18 protein-coding genes and 1 pseudogene are annotated in these 17,699 nt (G+C 70.2%); 8 read left to right on the top strand and 11 right to left on the bottom strand.

Going from position 1 to position 17,699, the window contains the following annotated elements; genetic code table 11:
- Positions 1-525, top strand: a 525-nt coding sequence (menA, locus tag DQP58_RS15900) for a 1,4-dihydroxy-2-naphthoate octaprenyltransferase (protein WP_112709271.1), incomplete at its 5' end; no start/stop codon positions are given.
- 100 nt (positions 526-625) lie between these two features.
- A complete protein-coding gene (locus tag DQP58_RS15895; protein WP_112709270.1) occupies positions 626-1,633 on the top strand; it encodes a beta-ketoacyl-ACP synthase III in 1,008 nt (335 codons plus the stop codon).
- Here DQP58_RS15895 and DQP58_RS15890 read toward each other — a convergent pair.
- Complete coding sequence (locus DQP58_RS15890) at positions 1,630-2,037, bottom strand: DUF4229 domain-containing protein (protein WP_430916124.1); 408 nt, start codon at positions 2,035-2,037, stop codon at positions 1,630-1,632. The genes DQP58_RS15895 and DQP58_RS15890 overlap by 4 nt on opposite strands.
- Before the next feature lie 46 nt (positions 2,038-2,083).
- On the opposite strand from DQP58_RS15890, the gene DQP58_RS15885 reads away from it, so the two are divergent.
- Positions 2,084-2,242 carry a hypothetical protein gene (locus DQP58_RS15885; RefSeq protein ID WP_112709269.1) on the top strand — a complete coding sequence of 53 codons (159 nt, stop codon included), beginning with the start codon at positions 2,084-2,086 and terminating at the stop codon, positions 2,240-2,242.
- A gap of 42 nt (positions 2,243-2,284) precedes the next feature.
- Here DQP58_RS15885 and DQP58_RS15880 read toward each other — a convergent pair whose 3' ends face one another.
- From DQP58_RS15880 to hemL, 7 genes are all read right to left on the bottom strand, one after another.
- On the bottom strand, positions 2,285-3,592 hold the full coding sequence (locus DQP58_RS15880; protein ID WP_112709268.1) for a MinD/ParA family ATP-binding protein: 1,308 nt from the start codon (positions 3,590-3,592) through the stop codon (positions 2,285-2,287).
- Positions 3,593-3,654: 62 nt separating this feature from the next.
- The gene (gene ccsB, locus DQP58_RS15875; RefSeq protein ID WP_112709267.1) at positions 3,655-4,650 is read right to left on the bottom strand and encodes a c-type cytochrome biogenesis protein CcsB; all 996 of its coding nucleotides are present in this window, start codon (positions 4,648-4,650) and stop codon (positions 3,655-3,657) included.
- Complete coding sequence (locus tag DQP58_RS15870) at positions 4,647-6,284, bottom strand: cytochrome c biogenesis protein ResB (RefSeq protein WP_165827884.1); 1,638 nt, start codon at positions 6,282-6,284, stop codon at positions 4,647-4,649. Before DQP58_RS15870 ends, ccsB begins: the two co-directional genes overlap by 4 nt.
- Before the next feature lie 59 nt (positions 6,285-6,343).
- On the bottom strand, positions 6,344-7,135 hold the full coding sequence (locus DQP58_RS15865) for a cytochrome c biogenesis CcdA family protein (protein ID WP_112709265.1): 792 nt from the start codon (positions 7,133-7,135) through the stop codon (positions 6,344-6,346).
- Entirely contained in the window at positions 7,132-7,752 is a 621-nt protein-coding gene (locus DQP58_RS15860; protein WP_112709264.1) for a TlpA disulfide reductase family protein, read from the bottom strand. Before DQP58_RS15860 ends, DQP58_RS15865 begins: the two co-directional genes overlap by 4 nt.
- A gap of 20 nt (positions 7,753-7,772) precedes the next feature.
- Positions 7,773-8,381, bottom strand: a complete 609-nt coding sequence (locus DQP58_RS15855) for a histidine phosphatase family protein (protein ID WP_112709263.1) — start codon at positions 8,379-8,381, stop codon at positions 7,773-7,775.
- Positions 8,381-9,730 carry a glutamate-1-semialdehyde 2,1-aminomutase gene (hemL, locus tag DQP58_RS15850; RefSeq protein ID WP_112709262.1) on the bottom strand — a complete coding sequence of 450 codons (1,350 nt, stop codon included), beginning with the start codon at positions 9,728-9,730 and terminating at the stop codon, positions 8,381-8,383. The genes DQP58_RS15855 and hemL overlap by 1 nt, the downstream gene beginning before the upstream one ends.
- Before the next feature lie 384 nt (positions 9,731-10,114).
- Between hemL and DQP58_RS15845 the strand changes: the two genes are divergently transcribed.
- From DQP58_RS15845 to DQP58_RS15835, 3 genes and pseudogenes are all read left to right on the top strand, one after another.
- Positions 10,115-11,287 (top strand): enolase C-terminal domain-like protein, encoded by a 1,173-nt coding sequence (locus DQP58_RS15845; RefSeq protein ID WP_165827883.1) that lies wholly within the window; start codon positions 10,115-10,117, stop codon positions 11,285-11,287.
- Between the two features lie 14 nt (positions 11,288-11,301).
- The gene (locus DQP58_RS15840) at positions 11,302-12,219 is read left to right on the top strand and encodes a ketopantoate reductase family protein (RefSeq protein ID WP_112709260.1); all 918 of its coding nucleotides are present in this window, start codon (positions 11,302-11,304) and stop codon (positions 12,217-12,219) included.
- A 52-nt stretch (positions 12,220-12,271) separates the two neighbouring features.
- Positions 12,272-12,480, top strand: a pseudogene (locus tag DQP58_RS15835) (hypothetical protein); the annotation flags it as partial.
- A 7-nt stretch (positions 12,481-12,487) separates the two neighbouring features.
- On the opposite strand, the gene DQP58_RS15830 reads toward DQP58_RS15835, so the two are convergent.
- Genes DQP58_RS15830 through DQP58_RS15820 form a run of 3 tightly spaced genes read right to left on the bottom strand, consistent with a single transcriptional unit; the run spans position 12,488 to position 16,387 of the window.
- Positions 12,488-13,846, bottom strand: coding sequence for an amino acid permease (locus DQP58_RS15830; RefSeq protein WP_112709259.1), 1,359 nt, complete (start codon positions 13,844-13,846; stop codon positions 12,488-12,490).
- 42 nt (positions 13,847-13,888) lie between these two features.
- Positions 13,889-15,235, bottom strand: coding sequence for an MFS transporter (locus DQP58_RS15825; RefSeq protein ID WP_112709258.1), 1,347 nt, complete (start codon positions 15,233-15,235; stop codon positions 13,889-13,891).
- 6 nt (positions 15,236-15,241) lie between these two features.
- The gene (locus DQP58_RS15820) at positions 15,242-16,387 is read right to left on the bottom strand and encodes an LLM class flavin-dependent oxidoreductase (protein WP_112709257.1); all 1,146 of its coding nucleotides are present in this window, start codon (positions 16,385-16,387) and stop codon (positions 15,242-15,244) included.
- A 140-nt stretch (positions 16,388-16,527) separates the two neighbouring features.
- Here DQP58_RS15820 and DQP58_RS26620 point away from each other — a divergent pair, with 140 nt between their 5' ends.
- Positions 16,528-16,746: a hypothetical protein gene (locus tag DQP58_RS26620; protein ID WP_133259379.1), complete on the top strand. Its 219-nt coding sequence runs from the start codon at positions 16,528-16,530 to the stop codon at positions 16,744-16,746.
- 86 nt (positions 16,747-16,832) lie between these two features.
- Entirely contained in the window at positions 16,833-17,696 is an 864-nt protein-coding gene (locus tag DQP58_RS15815; RefSeq protein ID WP_276310515.1) for an alpha/beta hydrolase, read from the top strand.
- Positions 17,697-17,699 lie beyond the last annotated feature (3 nt).

Raw genomic sequence — 17,699 nt, 5'->3', positions numbered from 1 at the left:
GCGGTCGGCGCGGCCTGCATCGCCGGGGCGTGGTTGTACACCGGCGGGTCGAAACCCTACGGCTACGCCGGTCTCGGCGAGGTCGCCGTGTTCCTGTTCTTCGGCCTCGTCGCCGTGCTGGGCACCCAGTTCACCCAGGCGCTGCGGGTGGACTGGGTGGGCCTGGTGCTGGCGGTGTCGGTCGGGGCGCTGTCCTCGTCGGTGCTGGTGGCCAACAACCTGCGGGACATCCCGACCGATGCCCGCTCGGGCAAGGTCACCCTGGCGGTGCGGCTGGGCGATGCGCGCACCCGGATCCTGTACCAGGCGTTACTGGGGACCGCGGGGCTGTTGACCCTGGTGCTCATGCTGGCGACACCGTGGTGCGCCGTCGGATTGGTGGCCACCCCGCTGGCGCTGCGCGCGGCGGCCCCGGTGCGCTCGGGCCGCGGCGGGCCCGAGCTGATCCCGGTGCTGCGCGACACCGGGCTGGCGATGGTGGTGTGGGCGATCGCGGTCGCAACGGCGTTGACGGTGACTACCTAACGACTACTACGTAAGGGCTACCCACAGTGCACGCAAAGACCTCCGAGCGCGGCGCTTCTGGGGTACCTTTGCGTCTGCTCGGCGACAGCGGAGGACCGCAATGAACAAGATTGCCGCGACCAGCGGGCCCACGAACATCGGCTTGCTCAGTGTGGGGTCATACCGACCCGAGCGGGTGGTCACCAACGACGAGCTGTGCGAGAACATCGACTCGTCCGACGAGTGGATCTTCACGCGAACCGGAATCAAGACCCGCCGGTTCGCCAGGCGCGACGAGTCCGTCACGTCCATGGCGACCGCCGCCGGGCAGGAGGCCATCGCCAAGGCGTCCCTCGAGCCGGCCGACATCGATTGCGTCATCGTCGCCACCAGCACCCATTTCACCCAGACGCCCGCGTGCGCGCCGGCGGTCGCGACCGCGCTGGGTGCGGGCGGCGTGCCCGCGTTCGACGTCTCGGCGGGGTGCGCGGGCTTCGGCTACGCGCTCGGGGTGGCCGCCGACATGGTGCGCGGCGGGACGGCCGCCAAGGTGCTGGTGCTCGGCTCGGAGAAGCTGTCCCCGACGGTGGACATGACGGACCGCAGCAACTGCTTCATCTTCGCCGACGGCGCGGCCGGGGTGGTGGTGGGCGAGACGCCCGACCAGGGCATCGGGCCCACCATCTGGGGCAGCGACGGCGCGCAGGCCACCGCCATCCGCCAGGACATCGAATGGATCGACTTCCTGGACAACCGCACCGGCGAGCGCCCGTACCTGCGGCTGGAAGGCAGCGCGGTGTTCCGGTGGGCGGCGTTCGAGATGGGCAAAGTCGGTCGCCAGGCCATGGACGCGGCGGGTGTGCGGCCCGACGAGATCGACGTCTTCCTGCCGCATCAGGCCAACAGCCGGATCAACGAGGTGCTGGCCAAGAGCCTGGATCTGCGCCCGGATGCGGTGGTGGCCAACGACATCGAGCACACCGGAAACACCTCGGCGGCGTCCATTCCGCTGGCGATGGCCGAACTGCTGGGCACCGGGGCGGCCAAGGCCGGCGATCTGGCCCTGCTGCTGGGCTACGGCGCCGGCCTGAGCTACGCCGCGCAGGTCGTGCGGCTGCCGAACGGCTAGCCGCGCCCTGATTCTTGGTCGCCGGCCCCGTCACCGACGCCGCCGGGCGGGGCGTCCCCGTGCAGCCGAGCCTGCAGCAGGTCGCGCTCGCGGCGGCGTCGTTCCCCGGCGATCGCGAGCGCGGCGGTGGCGCGCCGGCGCAGCGGGGCGAACACCCAGATGCCCAACGGCATCGCGATGATCAGGGCGAACAGCACGGCCACCACGATCGGGAACTGGCTGATGCCCGCCAGGCGGGCCACCCCATAGATGACGCCGGTGAGCGCCGCCGCCAGCAGCACCCGCGCCGCCATGTACGCCAGCACGGGTGCGGCGACGCGGTTTCCGGCGGGCGGCGCCGCGCCCCCATTCGCGGCGGGGTCCGGCGCGGTCCCGGTGCTATCGTCGCTAGCTTCTTGTGACACAAGCTGAGCCTACGGCGCGGGTATATTCGCCCGAAGGAGGTGTTGCGTGCTCTACCTGCTGCTCGTCGTGATTTTGGGAACGCTGATCTACGTCGGCTGGCGTGCGGCGCGATCGCAGGCCCACCGGCCGAAGACGCGCGTCATCGGGCCCGACGACGATCCGGATTTCCTGCGGCGGTTGGGTCACGGCGACAATCCGCGCTAGTTCGATGGCGCCGGCTTCCGCCGCCCTTGCGACCGCTGCCGGTTAGCCCAGCACTCCCGGGTTGTGCTGGTCGCCGGGGAACCCGTCGGCGACGATGGCGGCCAGCTCGGTGAGCGCCTCGCGCGTCCCGCGCCGGAGCCGGTCCAGCTCAATCTCGGCGCCCTCTTCGAGGTGCGGGTCGAACGGCACCAGCTGAACCGCGCGGCAGCGCCGGGAGAAGTGGTCGATCACCTTGTTCATGTCGACCTTGCCCGGGCGTGGCTTCACCCCGTTGATGACCGCGATGGAATTGCGGACCAGGTTCTCGTGGCCGTGGGCGTCCAGCCAGTCCAGCGTCGCCGAGGCGCTGCGGGCGCCGTCGATGGACGCCGAGCTGACCACGATGAGCGCGTCCGCCTTCTGCAGCACCGAGCTCATCACCGAGTGCAGCAGCCCGGGTCCGCAGTCCGTCAGCACCAGGCCGTAGAACCGTTCCAGGATGTCCAGGATCCGCTCGTAGTCCTGCGCGCTGAACGCCTCCGAGACGCCGGGGTCGGTCTCGGACGCCAGCACCTCCAGGCCGCTCGGTCCCTTGGAGGTGTAGCGGCGCACGTCGCTGTAGCGCTCGATGGTTCCGGCGTCGTGCAGCAGCTGGCGCACGGTCGCGGCCGTCTCCAGCGGGATCTTCTGGCTCAGCGTCCCGCGGTCGGGGTTGGCGTCCACGGCCACCACCCGGTCGCCCCGGATGGAGGCGAAAGTGGCGCCCAGCGTGGCGGCGATCGTGGTCTTGCCGACGCCGCCCTTCAGCGAGAGGAACGCCACCCGGTAGGAGCCCCGCAGGGGCCGGTTCACCTGGGCGACCAGATTGTTGTACCGGGTGGCCCGGGGGCTCTCACCCAGGTTGATCAGCCCGCCGGACAGCTTGAACAGCAGCAGCCGCCACCCGTCGGACGGCGGCGGGGCGACTGGGCGCAGCAGCATGCCGGTGGACAGTTCCGGGTACGGCGTGTGCGGCAGGTGCTCCGGACGCGGCGGCGCCCCCTTGATCTGGGTGGGCGGCGCGTCCGGGCCGGTGTAGTAGGCGCCGTACGCCGTGGGGTCCACGCGCGGGATGCCGGTCACCGGCGTGGAGTCCCAGGGCGGCATCCCGCCCGGCCGGGGCGCCGTGGGCGGCGCGGCGGGCTGGCGTTCGGGGCCGGGGACGCGACGTTCGGTGCGGAATCCGGCGAAGGCGCGGGTGGGGGCGTCACCGCCGGACTCGGCCTGCGGTTGGGCGGTCTCCTGCTGACCTGCCGCCGACGGCGTCTGTGGGGGTAGCTGCGTGGTCGGTTGTTCGGGCGCCCCCACGCCCGTCGTCGGATGCTCGGTCACTGCACTCCCCCTTGTCGTGCGTTTTTCGGCGTCTCGTTCCTATTCGGGCCGGTTGTGCACCGTCACCCGACACCCGCATAAGAATGCAGGCCGACAGTGACCAGATTAACGAAGAACAGATTAAAGACCATGGCCACGAACCCCGCCACATTGATCCAGGCGGCTTTCCTGTCCCGCCATCCCGCGGTCGACCTGGCGTGTAGGTAGGCGGCGTAAATCACCCAGGCGACGAAGGACACCGTCTCCTTGGGATCCCAGCCCCAATATCGGCCCCAGGCTTCTTCGGCCCAGATGGCCCCGAAGATGACGCCGAAGCCGAACACCGGAAAAGCGAAAATCGTCGTCCGGTAGGCGATGCGGTCCAGCGTCTGGGCGTCCGGGAACCGCTGCACCAGCCGGCTCAGCGCGGTGTGCGAGCCGCGTTCGGCGTCCGCCAGCGGCGACGTGCGCAGCAGGAACAGGATGCTGGCGATGCCGGCGACCAGGAACACCCCCGACCCCAGGCTGACCACCGACACGTGGATGGGCAGCCAGTAGGACTGCAGCGCCGGCATCACCGGCGCGGCGTTGGTGTAGAGCCAGCGACCCGACACCGTCAGCAGGATCAGCACCGGCAGCAGCAGGAAGACCCACAGCGGCCGGTATTGCGGGCGGCGCAGCACGACCGCCCCGGCGATCAATCCGCACAGGCAGGTCAGGTTGATGAACTCGTACATGTTGCCCCACGGCACCCGCAGGGTGGCCAGGCCACGCAGCACCAGGCAGGCCAGCAGCAGCCCGATGCCCAGGTACACCACGGCCAGCCCGGCCCGACCGGCGCGCTCGTCGGTCGGGCGCTGGGTCGCCTCCTCCACCACCCCGGGGGTGGCGGAGTCGGCGCTGACGGCACCGGCCAGCACCCGGGCGCGCTGATCGGCGCGGCGCCCGCCGGCTCGGGCCCCGACATAGGCCAGCTCGAAGGCCAGCAACAGCAGGGCGATCACCAAGGCCACCACCGCGGACGTGAACGCCCAGTCGGAGTAGCGCGCCAGCTCGATGTTGACGTGCACCGTATTCATTTGACGTCCACCTCTGAACTCCTTTTGGACGCTGCGGGTGTCGCGTCGCCGGGGGCTCCCAGCCCGGTCCGGGGGTACCACCCGCTTGCGGGGGACAACCGATCGGACAGTCGCTCGAACTCGTCGCCCCAACCGGAGTTGTCGGTGCGCGCCAGGCCACCCAGTTCGACGTTCACCGTACCGGGCGACCCGCCGGCGTCGGGCGTCAGACGGACCCACACCCTGCGGCGGCGCACCAGCAGCGACACCACCAGCCCGCCCATCATCGTGATGGCGAAGACGAGCACCCAGGTCTGGCCAGGGTCGTGCGAGACCTGCAGGTTGACGAATGGCACGGCCCCGTCGAAGCGGATCACCGTGCCCGCCGCCGGCCCCTGGTCGATCCGGACCGACTGTCCCGCACGCAGATTGACCCGCTTCTCCTTGGTCAAGCGGTGCTGCTCGATCAGGCGGGGGTCCAGGGTGAACAGCGACTGGGGCCGCCCGGTGTCCAGCCCGGTGTCGCCGCGGTAGATGTCGACGGCCACCGCCGGGGCGTCCAGGGCCGGAAAGCGCGACGACAGCAGCGTGCCGTCCAGCTGCTCGGTCGGCGCTAGGAGACCCTGGATGGCGATCTCGTGGTTGCGGCGTTCGGCGGCGTTGGGATAGCTGCCGGCGGGCGGGTCGATGCGCACCACGCCCGACGAGAGCAGGGTCTGCGGGTTGTCGGGCCGCCACTGCACGGTCGCCGAGCGGATCTGCCCGTCCGGGAAGGTGACGCTGAAGGTGGGCGCGTAGCCGTGCCCCTGCAGGTACACCCGGTCCCCGCCGAGCCGCAGCGGGTGGTTGACCTCCAGCTGGTAAGGGCGCCAGCGGTTGGCGCTCAGGTCGTCGCCGGACTGGTAGTCGATGTGCGCGGCGAACGAGGTGGCCTGCCCCGAGGGCAGGTAGTGCGCCGTGAAGTCGTCGACCCGGATGCACAGCGGGTGTAGCGAGGTGCCGTCGACGGTGTTGCCGGCCCGGAACGAGTCGAACGCGGCCGGCGAGGCCGAGCAGAAGCCGGGTCCGCCGTCGGCGATGACGATGACGTTGCCCTCGTAGCCGAACAGCTTGCCGACGGCCACCGCGACCAGCAGCCCCAGCAACGAGAAGTGGAAGACGATGTTGCCGAATTCGCGCAGGTAGCCCCTTTCGGCGGACACTTCCACTGTTTCTCTGACGGCGTCCGGGCCGGCCGCGTCTCCGGCGTCCCGGTGCCGGATGGCGGTGCGCCAGCCGCGCAGCCGCCCGGCCAGGGTGTTGGCCAGGGCGTTCAGCTCCTCGGCGCCGGCCTGGATCTGCCGGTGCGAGTACTTGGGCAGCCGGGACAGGTTGCGCGGGGCGGCCACCGGGGTGGACCGCAGGCTGCGGACGTGCTCGATCATCCGCGGGGTGAGGCAGCCGACCAGGGACACGAACAGCAGCACGTAGATGGCGGTGAACCAGAAGCTGGAGAAGACGTTGAAGGCCTGCAACCGATCCAGCCACGGGCCGATCACCGGGTGCGCCTTGAGGTAGTCGTCCACCTTGCCGGCGTTGAGGTTGCGCTGGGGCAGCAGTGCCCCCGGGATCGCGCCGAGGGCGAGCAGGAACAACAGCACCAGCGCGGTGCCCATCGAGGTCAGCGCGCGCCAGGTGTTGCGGCCCTTTTGAACAAGCCCTGCCAGCACGCGCCTCAAATCGGCAACCTGACGTCGGAGACGAACGCGTCGCGCAGCCAGGAGACGAAGTCGTTCCACACCCCGCTCACCAGCAGCGCCCCGACGGTGATCAGCAGGACACCGCCCAAGATCTGGATGGCCCGGGTGTGCCGGCGCAGCCAGCTCAGCCCGCCGACCGCGCCCGCCGAGCCGAATGCCAGCAGCACGAACGGGATGCCCAGCCCCAGGCAGTAGGCGATCACCAACACGATTCCGCGCGCCACGCTGGCGCCGTCGGTGGCCGAGGCCACGGTGATCACGCCGGCCAGCGTCGGGCCGAGGCAGGGCGTCCAGCCCAACGCGAAGACCGCGCCCAGCAGCGGCGCGCCGGCAACCGTCGTCAGTTGCCGCGGGCTGAACCGGGCCTGGCGTTGCAGGGCCGGGATGAGGCCCACGAACACCAGGCCCATGACGATGGTCAGCACTCCCCCGGCCCGCTGCAGCACCAGTTGGTTGGTGATCAGCGTGGTCGTCATGCCGAGGACGGCGACGGTGCCGAGCACGAACACCGTGGTGAACCCGGCGACGAACAACGCCGCGGACCCCGCGACCCGCAATCGGGCGGACCTCGCGGGCCGCGCAACGGCACAGTGCGCACCCTCCAGCGGCTGTTCGTCGACCCCGACCACCGCGGCCAGGTAAGACAGGTAGCCCGGCACCAGCGGCACCACGCACGGCGAGGCGAAGGACACCAGCCCGGCCAGCAGGCACACACCGAGGGCCACCAGAAGCGGTCCCGCGGCGGCGATCTGGGTGAGTCCGGTCATCGCTGCGCCGGCCCCGCCTTGACCGGGCTGGACGCATCCTCGCCGGCCAGCCGCTGCACCACCGGCCGCAGGTCGGTCGCCAGCAGTTCGCGCAGGAAAACCGCCGCGACGCGGTGCTGGCGGTCCAGCACCAGCGTGGACGGGATCACGGTGGTGGGGTATCTGCCGCCGAACGCGATCAGGGTGCGCATCGCCGGGTCGTAGATGGACGGGAACGTCACCTGCCGGTCGTTGACGAAGTCCAGCGCGGCCTGCCGGTTGTTGTCCCGGACGTCGATGCCGAGAAAAGACACCCCGGCGCCGCGGGTGGCGTCATACACCTGCTGCAGCTGGGTGACCTCGGCGCGGCACGGCCCGCACCACTGCCCCCAGACGTTGATGACCACGACCCGGTCCGCGAAGATGGGGTCGTCCAGCGACAGCGTGTGCGCGGGGTCGGCCAGATCGGGCCCGGACAGCGGTCCGGGGCGCCCGCGGCTGGACGGCGGGTCGTAGTAGATGTCGGTCTTGCCGCCCGGCGAGACGAATTCGAAGGTGCCGCCCTGCGCGACGGCGTCGTGCCCGGCGGAGCAGCCAAGCAGGCCGGGGACCAGCGCCACCAGCACGGCCCCGGCCATCGCCCGTCGTATCCAGCTGATCAAGACGCCGCCGGTTCGCAGTACTCGACCTCGGCCAGCCGGTCGCCGTCGTAGACCAGGGTGGTCACCGACGCGAGCCCGCACTGCCGCCGTCGCGGGTCGTGCCACAGCCGCTGGCCGGTCACGTGCAGCCGCAGCGTCCACACCGGAAGTTGGTGGCTGACGCACACCACCTCGTGGCCGGCCCCGCGGGCGCGGGCCTTGTCCACCGCCGTCTGCATCCGGGCCGCGATCTCGGCGTACGGCTCACCCCAGGACGGGCGGAACGGGTTGCGCAGCTGCCACCACACCCGCGGGTCGCGCCAGGCGCCGTCGCCGGGGCTGACGCGGCGGCCTTCGAAGTAGTTCGCCGATTCGATCAAATCCGGGTCGGTGTCCACGGCCAGCCCGTGCTTGGCGGCGATGGGGGCGGCGGTCTCCTGGGCCCGTTGCAGCGGCGAGGCGATCACCGCGACGATGTCGCGGTGCGCCAGCGCGTCGGCCACCGCGGCCGCCTGCGCGCGGCCGTTGCCGGAGAGGTGGAATCCGGGTAGACGGCCATAGAGGATGCCGCTCGGGTTGTACACCTCGCCGTGCCGCACGACGTGCACCCGGGTCTGCTCGGCCATCAGGACTTGCCTCCCTCGGCGTGCGCGGCGGCCCTGGCCGCGGCGGGCAGGGCGTTCGCGATGCGGTCGAACGCGGCGTCGTCCAGCGCGGTTGAGACGAACCAGGCCTCGAAGGCGCTGCACGGCGGGTACACGCCCGCGTCCAGCAGCGCATGGAAGAACGGCGGATAGCGCCACGTCTGGGTGGCCCGCGCGGACGCGAAGTCCGTCACCGGCGTCTCGGAGAAGAACACGCTGAGCATGTTGCCGGCACGCGGAATCTGGTGTGCCACACCAGCATTCGTGAGCGCATCGGAGAACAGGCCGGCCAGGCGGTCGGCGTTGACGTCCAGCGTCGCGTAGGCGGCGGCGTCGGCGTTGCGCAGCGTGGCCAGTCCGGCGGCCATCGCCACCGGGTTACCCGACAACGTGCCGGCCTGATAGACCGGGCCCAGCGGGGCGAGGCGCTCCATCACGTCGGCGCGACCGCCGAACGCGGCGGCCGGCAGCCCGCCGCTCATCACCTTGCCGAAGGTGAACAGGTCGGCGTCGACGGGATCGATTCCATACCAACCACTTCGGCTGACCCGGAAGCCGGTCATCACCTCGTCAATGATCATCAGCGCGCCGTGCTCGGCGGTGATCGCGCGCAACGCCGCGTTGTAGCCGGGCGCGGGCGGGACCACGCCCATGTTGCCGGGGCTGGCCTCGGTGATCACCGCCGCGATCTGGTCGCCGAACCGGGCGAAGGTCTGCCGCACGGCGTCGATGTCGTTGTAGGGCAACACGATCGTGTCGGCCGCCGTCGCACCGGTGACTCCGGGCGAGGACGGCAGGCCCAGCGTCGCCACCCCGGAGCCCGCGTCAGCCAGCAAGGCGTCGACGTGGCCGTGGTAGCAACCGGAGAACTTGACCACCTTGGCCCGGCCGGTGAAGCCACGGGCCAACCGCACCGCGCTCATGGTGGCCTCGGTACCGGAGTTGACCAGCCGGACCCGTTCGACCGGTGCCACCCGCGCGATCATCTCGGCGGCCAGCTCACTCTCGGCCGGGGTGGGCGCCCCGAACGACAGGCCCGACGCGGCCGCCTTGGCCACCGCCTCGACGACGGCCGGGTGGGCGTGTCCCAGGATCATCGGCCCCCACGAGCAGACCAGGTCCACGTAGCGGTTGCCGTCGGCGTCGGTCAGCAGGCAGCCGCGCGCCTCGGTGATGAACGGCGGCGTCCCGCCCACGGCGGTGAACGCGCGGACCGGCGAGTTCACCCCACCGGGAATGACGGCGCAGGCATCCTCGAACAACCGGGCCGACGCCGCCGTAGCCCGGCGGGCCCCGGTGGCGTGCGCGGTTGCCTGGTCACTGCTTCCCATGACGACCAGTGTCCCAGCCCGCGCGCGACATTCCACTACAGGGTGTAGCAGAACGTGCTATGGGAGGACGGCGCGGTCCCCGGTGGCCGGGTTAATCGGCGTCCTGCTCGCCGGCTTCCTGCGCCGCGAGCTGGTCGCGCTCGTTGGGAGCGCTGCGCGTGCTCGGCGGCTCGCCGCACGTCGTCCTCGGTGATGGCCTTTCCCGCAGACAACTCCTCCCCCTGCGCAGCGACTCCTCGGCGCGCCGGGCGGCCTCGTTACCCGCTGCCTCCCCCATGAGGCGACAACCCACCCGTCCCCGCGCCGACGGGTGGGTTGTCCTGGCCGGGCGCCCCGAGTTGGATAGCGGTATGCGACTGCCGCGGGCTGCTTGACCACCAGGTGATGCGGATCACGGCGATCATCGAACGGTCCGTCGGCCTGGACAGCGGTCGGCGCGGCGGCCCCGCCAACGCGGTGGTCGACTTCTCCCGCCATACGGTGTCCCTGGTCGCGGTGATCACCGATGCCGTCCGGCGCGGGCGGCCGGTGGCGGGCGTGGCCTTCGACTCGATCGGGCGATTCGCCCAGGGCGGGATCCTGCGCGACCGGATGATCCCGCGGGTGCTGGCGGCCTCCCCCGACGAGCTGCTGGACGGGTCTGGATGGGTGGATCCCGCCGCGGTTCTGGCGTGTGCGCTCGCCGACGAGAAGCCGGGCGGTCACGGGGACCGGGCCGCGGCCGCGGCCGCGCTGGAACTGGCCTGCTGGGACCTGAACGCCAAGCTGCGCGACGAGCCGGCCTGCGTGACCATCGCCCGCCACGTCGGACGAACGCCCGCGGCGTCGGTGCCGGTGTACGCCGCCGGCGGCTACTACTACGCCCACGGCGGGGTCGAACAGCTGCGCCGCGAAATGCGCGGGTACCTCGACGCGGGCTATGAGGCGGTCAAGATGAAGATCGGCGGCGCCCCGCTGAAGGAGGACCTGGCGCGGATCGAGGCCGTCATCGACATCGTCGGCGATGCCGGACGGGTCGCGGTGGACGCGAACGGCCGGTTCGACCGCGACGAGGCAACCCGGTGGGCGGCCGCGCTGGGCCCCTACTGCCTGCGCTGGTACGAAGAGCCGGGTGATCCCCTGGATTACGCGCTGAACCGGGCGGTGACCGACTGCTACGACGGCGCGGTGGCCACCGGCGAGAACCTCTTCTCGGTGCCGGACGTGACCAATCTGGTGCGCTACGGGGGGATGCGGCCCAATCACGATGTCTTCCAAATGGATCCGGGCCTGAGCTACGGTCTGACCGAATACCTCCGGATGCTCGACGTCGCGGCGGCCCACGGCTTCGACCGCGCCCGCGCGTTCCCGCACGGCGGTCACCTGATCAACCTGCACGTCGCCGCCGGGCTGGGCCTGGGGGGCTGCGAGGCCTACCCCGGCGTGTTCGCGCCGTTCGGCGGCTACCCCGATGCCTGCGCGCTGACGGCGGGCCGGATCTCGCCGAGCGACGCCGCGGGGTTCGGGCTCGAGCAGAAGACCGGCGTGGCCGAATTGATCGCGGAGCTGACCACCTGAGACGGAGAGTGCGGATGAAGATCGCGGTAATCGGCTGCGGCGCAATGGGCTCCATCTATGCGGCCAGACTGGCCGCGGCGGGCAACGACGTGTTGGCCATTGACCGCCACCAGCCCAACGTCGATCGGATCGCCCGGCACGGGCTGCGCGTCACCGGCCCCGGCTACGACCGGGTGGTGCCGCTGCGGGCCAGCACCACCGCGCCGGACGAGGCGATGGACCTGATCGTGCTCGCCGTGAAGGCCGCCGACGTGAGAACCGGTGCCCAGCAAGCGCTTCCGATGCTGGGTGTGGGCACACCGGTGCTGACCATCCAGAACGGGCTGGGCTCGGCGGAGACCGTGGCCGGCATCGTCGGCGACCAGCGGGTCGCCGTCGGCATCGCCAGCGGATTCGGCGCGGCGGCGGTGGCCCCCGGCCACGTCCGCCACAACGCCATGAAGGCGATGCGGTTCGGGGCGTACTCGTCGCTGCCGCACGCGACCGTCGAAACGATCGCGCGGGCCTGGACCGAGGCCGGATTCGACGCGGCCGCGGTCACCGACATCGCCGCCATGCAGTGGGAGAAGCTGATCTGCAACGCCGCCTACAGCGCGCCGTGCGCGCTCACCGGCATGACCGTCGGACAGGTGATGGACGATCCCGACATGGCGCCGGTCAGCCGGGCGGCCGCCACCGAGGCGTGGACCGTCGCGCGGGCGTCGGGCATCGCCGTCGCCGTCACCGATGCGGTCGAGCACGTTCGCGCCTTCGGCGCGCAAATGCCCGACGCCAAACCGTCGGCGCTGCTGGACCACGAGGCGCGCCGGGTCAGCGAGATCGAAGTCATCAACGGCGCGGTGCCACGCCAGGGCGCTCGGGTGGGCGTTGCCGCGCCCGTGAACGCGACGCTGACCGCGCTGATCAAGTCGATCGAACGGCAATGGCGTTGACTGGGCACAGCCAGGACGGGCATACGGCTGCGGCAGACGCCGGGATGAGAGGACGCCGCTGATGAGCGCCTAGCGAAGCCCGGTAAGCCGACGCACGGCACCGGTATGACAGCCGAAAAGTTCCGTGCGGCAGCGCAATCCGCGGGCATCGGCAGCGACAACGACGTGCCGCACGTGACCGAGGCGTTGATCGACAAATATGTCACCGATCTGCGGCGGCTCGGTCTGCTGAGGAGCCACGCCGGCGCGCACGCGGGGTGACCGGAGCTCAGCCGTGCGGTGACACCCGGATGCGGCCGCGGGAGCGGGCGAGGAAGTACAGCCCGATCACCACCGCCCAGGACAGCAGGCTCAGCCAGAGCTGGCTGCGCGCCGTGCGGTCGAACGCCATTTGCGTCAGCACCGCGGTAATTGCGGCCAGCGTAAGAATCGACAGCAGCGGGTAGCACCACATTTTCACCGTCAGCTTCTCGGCGGGCGTGCGGCGGCGCAGGATGATCTGCGAGCACGCGATCAGCCAGTAGACGAACAGGATGATGGCGCCCGACGAGTTGAGCAGGAACAAAAACACCGTGTTGGGCGCGACCCGCGCCATGATCACGCATCCGAATCCGACCGCCGACGAGCACAGGATCGCGACGTGGGGGACGCCGCGCCCGCTCAGCCTGACCAACCGTGCCGGCGCCTCGCCCCGCTCGGCGAGCACGAACAACATGCGCGACGCGGTGTAGAGACCGGAGTTCAGGCACGACAGCACCGCGGTCAGCACCACCGCGTTCATCACCTGATCGGCGCCGCTCAGCCCCATGTGTTTGAGCGCGGCCACGTACGGCGAGGCGCCGAGTTCCACGGAGTCCCAGGGCAACAGCACCACGAGCAGGAAGACCGAACCGACGAAGAAGATCCCGATGCGGGCCACCACCGAGCGGGTCGCCTTTTGCACCGCGAGCTCGGGGTCGCGGCTTTCCGCGGCGGCGACGGTGACGATCTCGGCGCCCACCATGGAGAAGATCACCACCACGATGGCGGCGAACACCGCACCCACGCCGTGGGGAAAGAACCCACCGTGCGATCCCAGATTGGCCAGACCACCGTGATGGCCCGGCACCAGTCCCACGACATACACCGTTCCCACCACGAGGAAGATCACGATGGTCGCGACTTTGATTCCGGCGAACCAGAATTCGAATTCACCGAACGACGACACCGAGAACAGGTTGGTCGCCGTCATCAACACCATCAGGCACAGCGACAGCAGCCATAGCGGTGCGTGGAACCAGTAGTTGAGCACCTTGCCGCCGGCGACCGCCTCGAAACCCACCACGATCACCCAGAAGTACCAATACAGCCACGCGACCGAGAAGCCCGCCCAGCCGCCCAGGGCCTTGGCCGCGTAGTCGGCGAACGATCCGGTCGAGGGGTTCGCGGCCGCCATTTCGCCCAGCATCCGCATCACCAGCACGATGAGCAGCCCGCAAAGCGCGTAGGTGAGGAACGCGGCCGGGCCGGTGTTTTTGATTACCACCCCGGACCCGACGAACAGGCCGGCGCCGATCACGCCGCCGAGCGCGATCATGCTGAGCTGCCGCTGCGACAGCCCTTGGCGCAGTTGCGGATTGCTGGCCATGCCCGGACGCTAGCGGGCTTTGCGGCCCGCAGCAACAACGACTTACAGGTACAGGTCGCGATCGCGGATCAGGGCCGTGGCGATCACGCTGATCACCGCGGTGGCAACCAGGTAGCCGCAGGCCAGCCATGGCGCCCCACCGACGGCCGCGATCAGCGAAGTGAGAATCATCGGCGTCACCCCGGACGCGTACACGCCCGAGAACTGGTAGACGAACGACAAACCGGTGTAGCGGGTGCCGGTCGGATACAGCGACGAGTACAAGGTGCCCTGGGCGCCGTAGAACAGCGCGTGCACGACACCGAACACGAGGACCATCGCCAGCCCGAACCACACCAGGTTCCTGGTGCCGAACAAGGCGAACGCCGGAAAGGCCGCCAGGCCGTAGAGGGCCACCCCGACCAGGTACACCCGTCGTGCACCGTACCGGTCGGTCAATGCTCCCGAGACGGGCAGCAGCACCGCCATCAGCAGGGCGGCGATGGTCACCACGACCAGCACCGAGACCTTGTTGAAGCCCAGGGCGCCGGTGGCGTAGCTGATCGCGAAAACGCCCCAGGTGTTGAAGGCGGAGCCTTCCGCCCAGCGAGACAGCAGCCCCAGCAAGGTGTTTCGCCGCGATCGGGGTTCGCGGACGATGTCGCGGATGGGCACGGTCGACGCCGCCTCGAGCTCGCCCAGCTCGCGAAACGCCGGGGTCTCTTCGACCCGCAGCCGCACCACCACGCCGATCGCCACCAGCAGCACGCTCAGCAGGAAGCCGATGCGCCAGCCGTAGGACAGAAACCGGGTCTGGCCCAGGGCGACCTGCAGGAAGGCGAACACGCCGGTGCCCAGGGCCAAGCCCAGGGCCAACCCCACCTGCGGGATCGCGCCATAGCGGCCGCGCCGGTCGCCGGGGCTGTGTTCGACGGCCAGCAGCACGGCCCCGCCCCACTCACCGCCGAGCGCGAAACCCTGCAGCACCCGCAGTGCCAGCAGCAGCACCGGCGCCCACGCGCCGACCTGGGCGGCCGTCGGCAATGCCCCGATCAGTGCCGTCGCGCCGCCCATGATGAGCATGGTGAGCGCCAGGCTGCGCTTGCGGCCGATGCGGTCGCCGATGTGGCCGAACACCAGCCCGCCGATGGGCCGCATGACGAACCCGACGGCGAAGGTCGCGAACGCCAAAAGCGTTCCCACCAAGGAACTCTCGTTGGGAAAGAACACCTTGTTGAACACCAGGCCCGCCGCGGTGGCGTACAGGAAGAAGTCGTACCACTCGACCGTGGTGCCCAGCAGGCTCGCCGCGACCACGATGCGCAGCCGCCGCCGCCGCTGCGCGGCGGATTCGTCTACCGTGTCGGGCGCCCGGCCGGCGGGTGCGGACGCGGGCAGGGTGGCTGCCATGACCCCTTAATGCGCCGAGGCGACCGCGAACGGCGTACCCGCGGCCGGGTGCGACTGGCGATTGGGGTGGCGCCACAACCCCATCCGCTCCAGGATCGGCAGCACGCCCTCGCCGAACCAGTAGGCCTCTTCCAGGTGCGGATATCCCGACAAGATGAAGTGGGAGATGCCCAGTTTGGCGTATTCGGCCAGCCGCTCGGCGACCTCGGCGTGCGAGCCGACCAGCGCGGTGCCCGCTCCCCCGCGGACCAGGCCCACCCCGGCCCACAGGTTGGGCGCGACCAGCAATTTGCTGCTGTCGCCGCCGTGCAGGTCCAGCATGCGGCGCTGGCCCTCGGATTCGCTGCGCGCCAGGCTGCTCTGCACGCGCTCGATGTCGGCGGGGTCGATCGCGGACAGCAACCGATCGGCCTCCGCCCAGGCCTCTTCGGAGGTATCGCGGCTGATCACGTGAATCCGCAAGCCGTACTGCAGGATCCGGCCGGCGTCGACGGCCAGCCCGCGGATCCAGTCCAGCTTCTTGGCGACCGCGGTCAGCGGTTCGCCCCAGGTGAGGTACACGTCGGTGTGCTTGGCCGCCACCGGTCCGGCCGATGCCGACGATCCGCCGAAGAACACCGCCGGTATCGGGTCGGGCGGGTTGTTCAGTTGGGCGCCCTCGACCTGAATGTGCTCCCCGGCGAAGGTCACCGGCTCGTTCGAGGTCCACAGCTGCCGCACCACGTGCAAGAACTCGGCGGTGCGGGCATACCGCGCCTCCTTGTCCAGGAAGTCGCCGTAGGCGCGCTGCTCGTGCGGTTCACCGCCGGTGACGACGTTGAGCAGCAGCCGTCCGTCCGAGTGCCGCTGGAAAGTCCCGGCCATCTGGGCGGCCAGGGTGGGACTGAGCATGCCGGGACGGAACGCGACCAGGAACTTGAGGGTCTCGGTCGATTCGACCAGCATCGCCGTCGTCAACCACGCGTCCTCACACCACAATCCCGTCGGCGTGAGGACCGCCTCGAAGCCGTTGTCTTCGGCGGCCGTACAAATCTGGTGCAGGTACTTCAGTGTCGCGGGCCGATTACCCGACATCGGCGTGCCGTGCCCGCCCGCGACCAGATTCCGCGAATCGCCGTAGGTCGGCAGAAACCAATGAAACGCGAGACTCAATTCACAATCCTCTTTCGCTCCGCTGTGGGCCCTGTGCAGCAACCGTCCATCCTGCTGAAGTCACCGCCGCGGGGCGAGGGTTGAAACCTGCGAGATTGCATCCCCGTCCGGCGCCCCCATCACCACGGCAACGCGCGGCGGTGAACGCCGAACGCGGCCGTCGGAGCGCCGGACGGACGGCGCCCGCGCACCGCATCTGCGCTGTCCCGGAAGGCAATACGATCGCAATGATTCAGGCGGCGGCAACCGGCGACATCGGCGCTACGATGACTACGATGTTCCGCGCGATGCCGCAACCCGGCGCCACCATCGCCCTGGCCGGCGACCGCCGGACGCCGGAGAAGATCACCGCTGCGTGACCGAAAGGTCACACCGGATCACACAATGCTTCCAATACGGCGTGGCTCGGCGGGTAATCCCCGGTCAGCGCGGCATTATTGCGATCATGCCTGACCTCACACGCCGAGCGGCGCTCCGGATGGGCGCCGGTGGCACCCTCGGAGCCGCCGGCGTGCTCGCATTCAGCTCCCTGCTGGCTTCCGGCACGTCGCACGCCGCGACGTTGCCGCAGGCTCCCGCGCCGTTCGAGCCGCCGACGGCGGGCAAGACCCTGCCGACCAAGCTGACCGGCTCGTTCGTCTCGGCGGCCCGTGGGGGCATCAAGACCAACTACGTGATCGCCATGCCGCCCGGCCAGACCGGCGCGCTGCGCCCCGTGATCGCCCTGCACGGGATGGACGGGGATGCCAACCAGATGCTCGACATGGGCGTCCCGGACGGGCTGACCCAGCTGGCCAAGGAGGGCAAGCCGCCGTTCGCGGTGGTCGGCGTCGACGGCGGCAACACCTATTGGCACAAAAGGACTTCCGGTGAGGACTCCGGTGCCATGGTGCTCGACGAGCTGCTACCGATGCTGTCCACCATGGGTTTCGACACTTCCCGGGTCGGCTTCATGGGGTGGTCGATGGGTGGCTACGGGGCGCTTCGCCTGGGCGCCAAGCTGGGGCCCGCACGGACGGCGGGCATCTGCGCCATCAGCCCGGCGCTGTACACGTCGTATCCGCTGAGCGCGCCTGGAGCGTTCGACAGCAATGATGACTTTGTGCAGAACAGCGTGCTGGGGCTGCCCGCGCTGAATTCGATTCCGCTGCGCGTGGACTGCGGCAACTTCGACCGCTTCTACTTCGCCACAAAGCAATTCGTCTACCAGTTGAAAACCCAACCGGCGGGCAGCTTCTCGTTGGGCGGCCATGACATCGCCTACTGGCGAAGCCAACTGCCCGGCGAGCTGGCCTGGATGGCGACCTAGCCC

This window comes from Mycobacterium colombiense (assembly GCF_003284975.1).
GTDB lineage: Bacteria > Actinomycetota > Actinomycetes > Mycobacteriales > Mycobacteriaceae > Mycobacterium > Mycobacterium europaeum_A.
The sequence above is the reverse complement of the archived record's forward strand: the minus strand, read 5'-3'. Positions and strand labels throughout refer to the sequence as shown.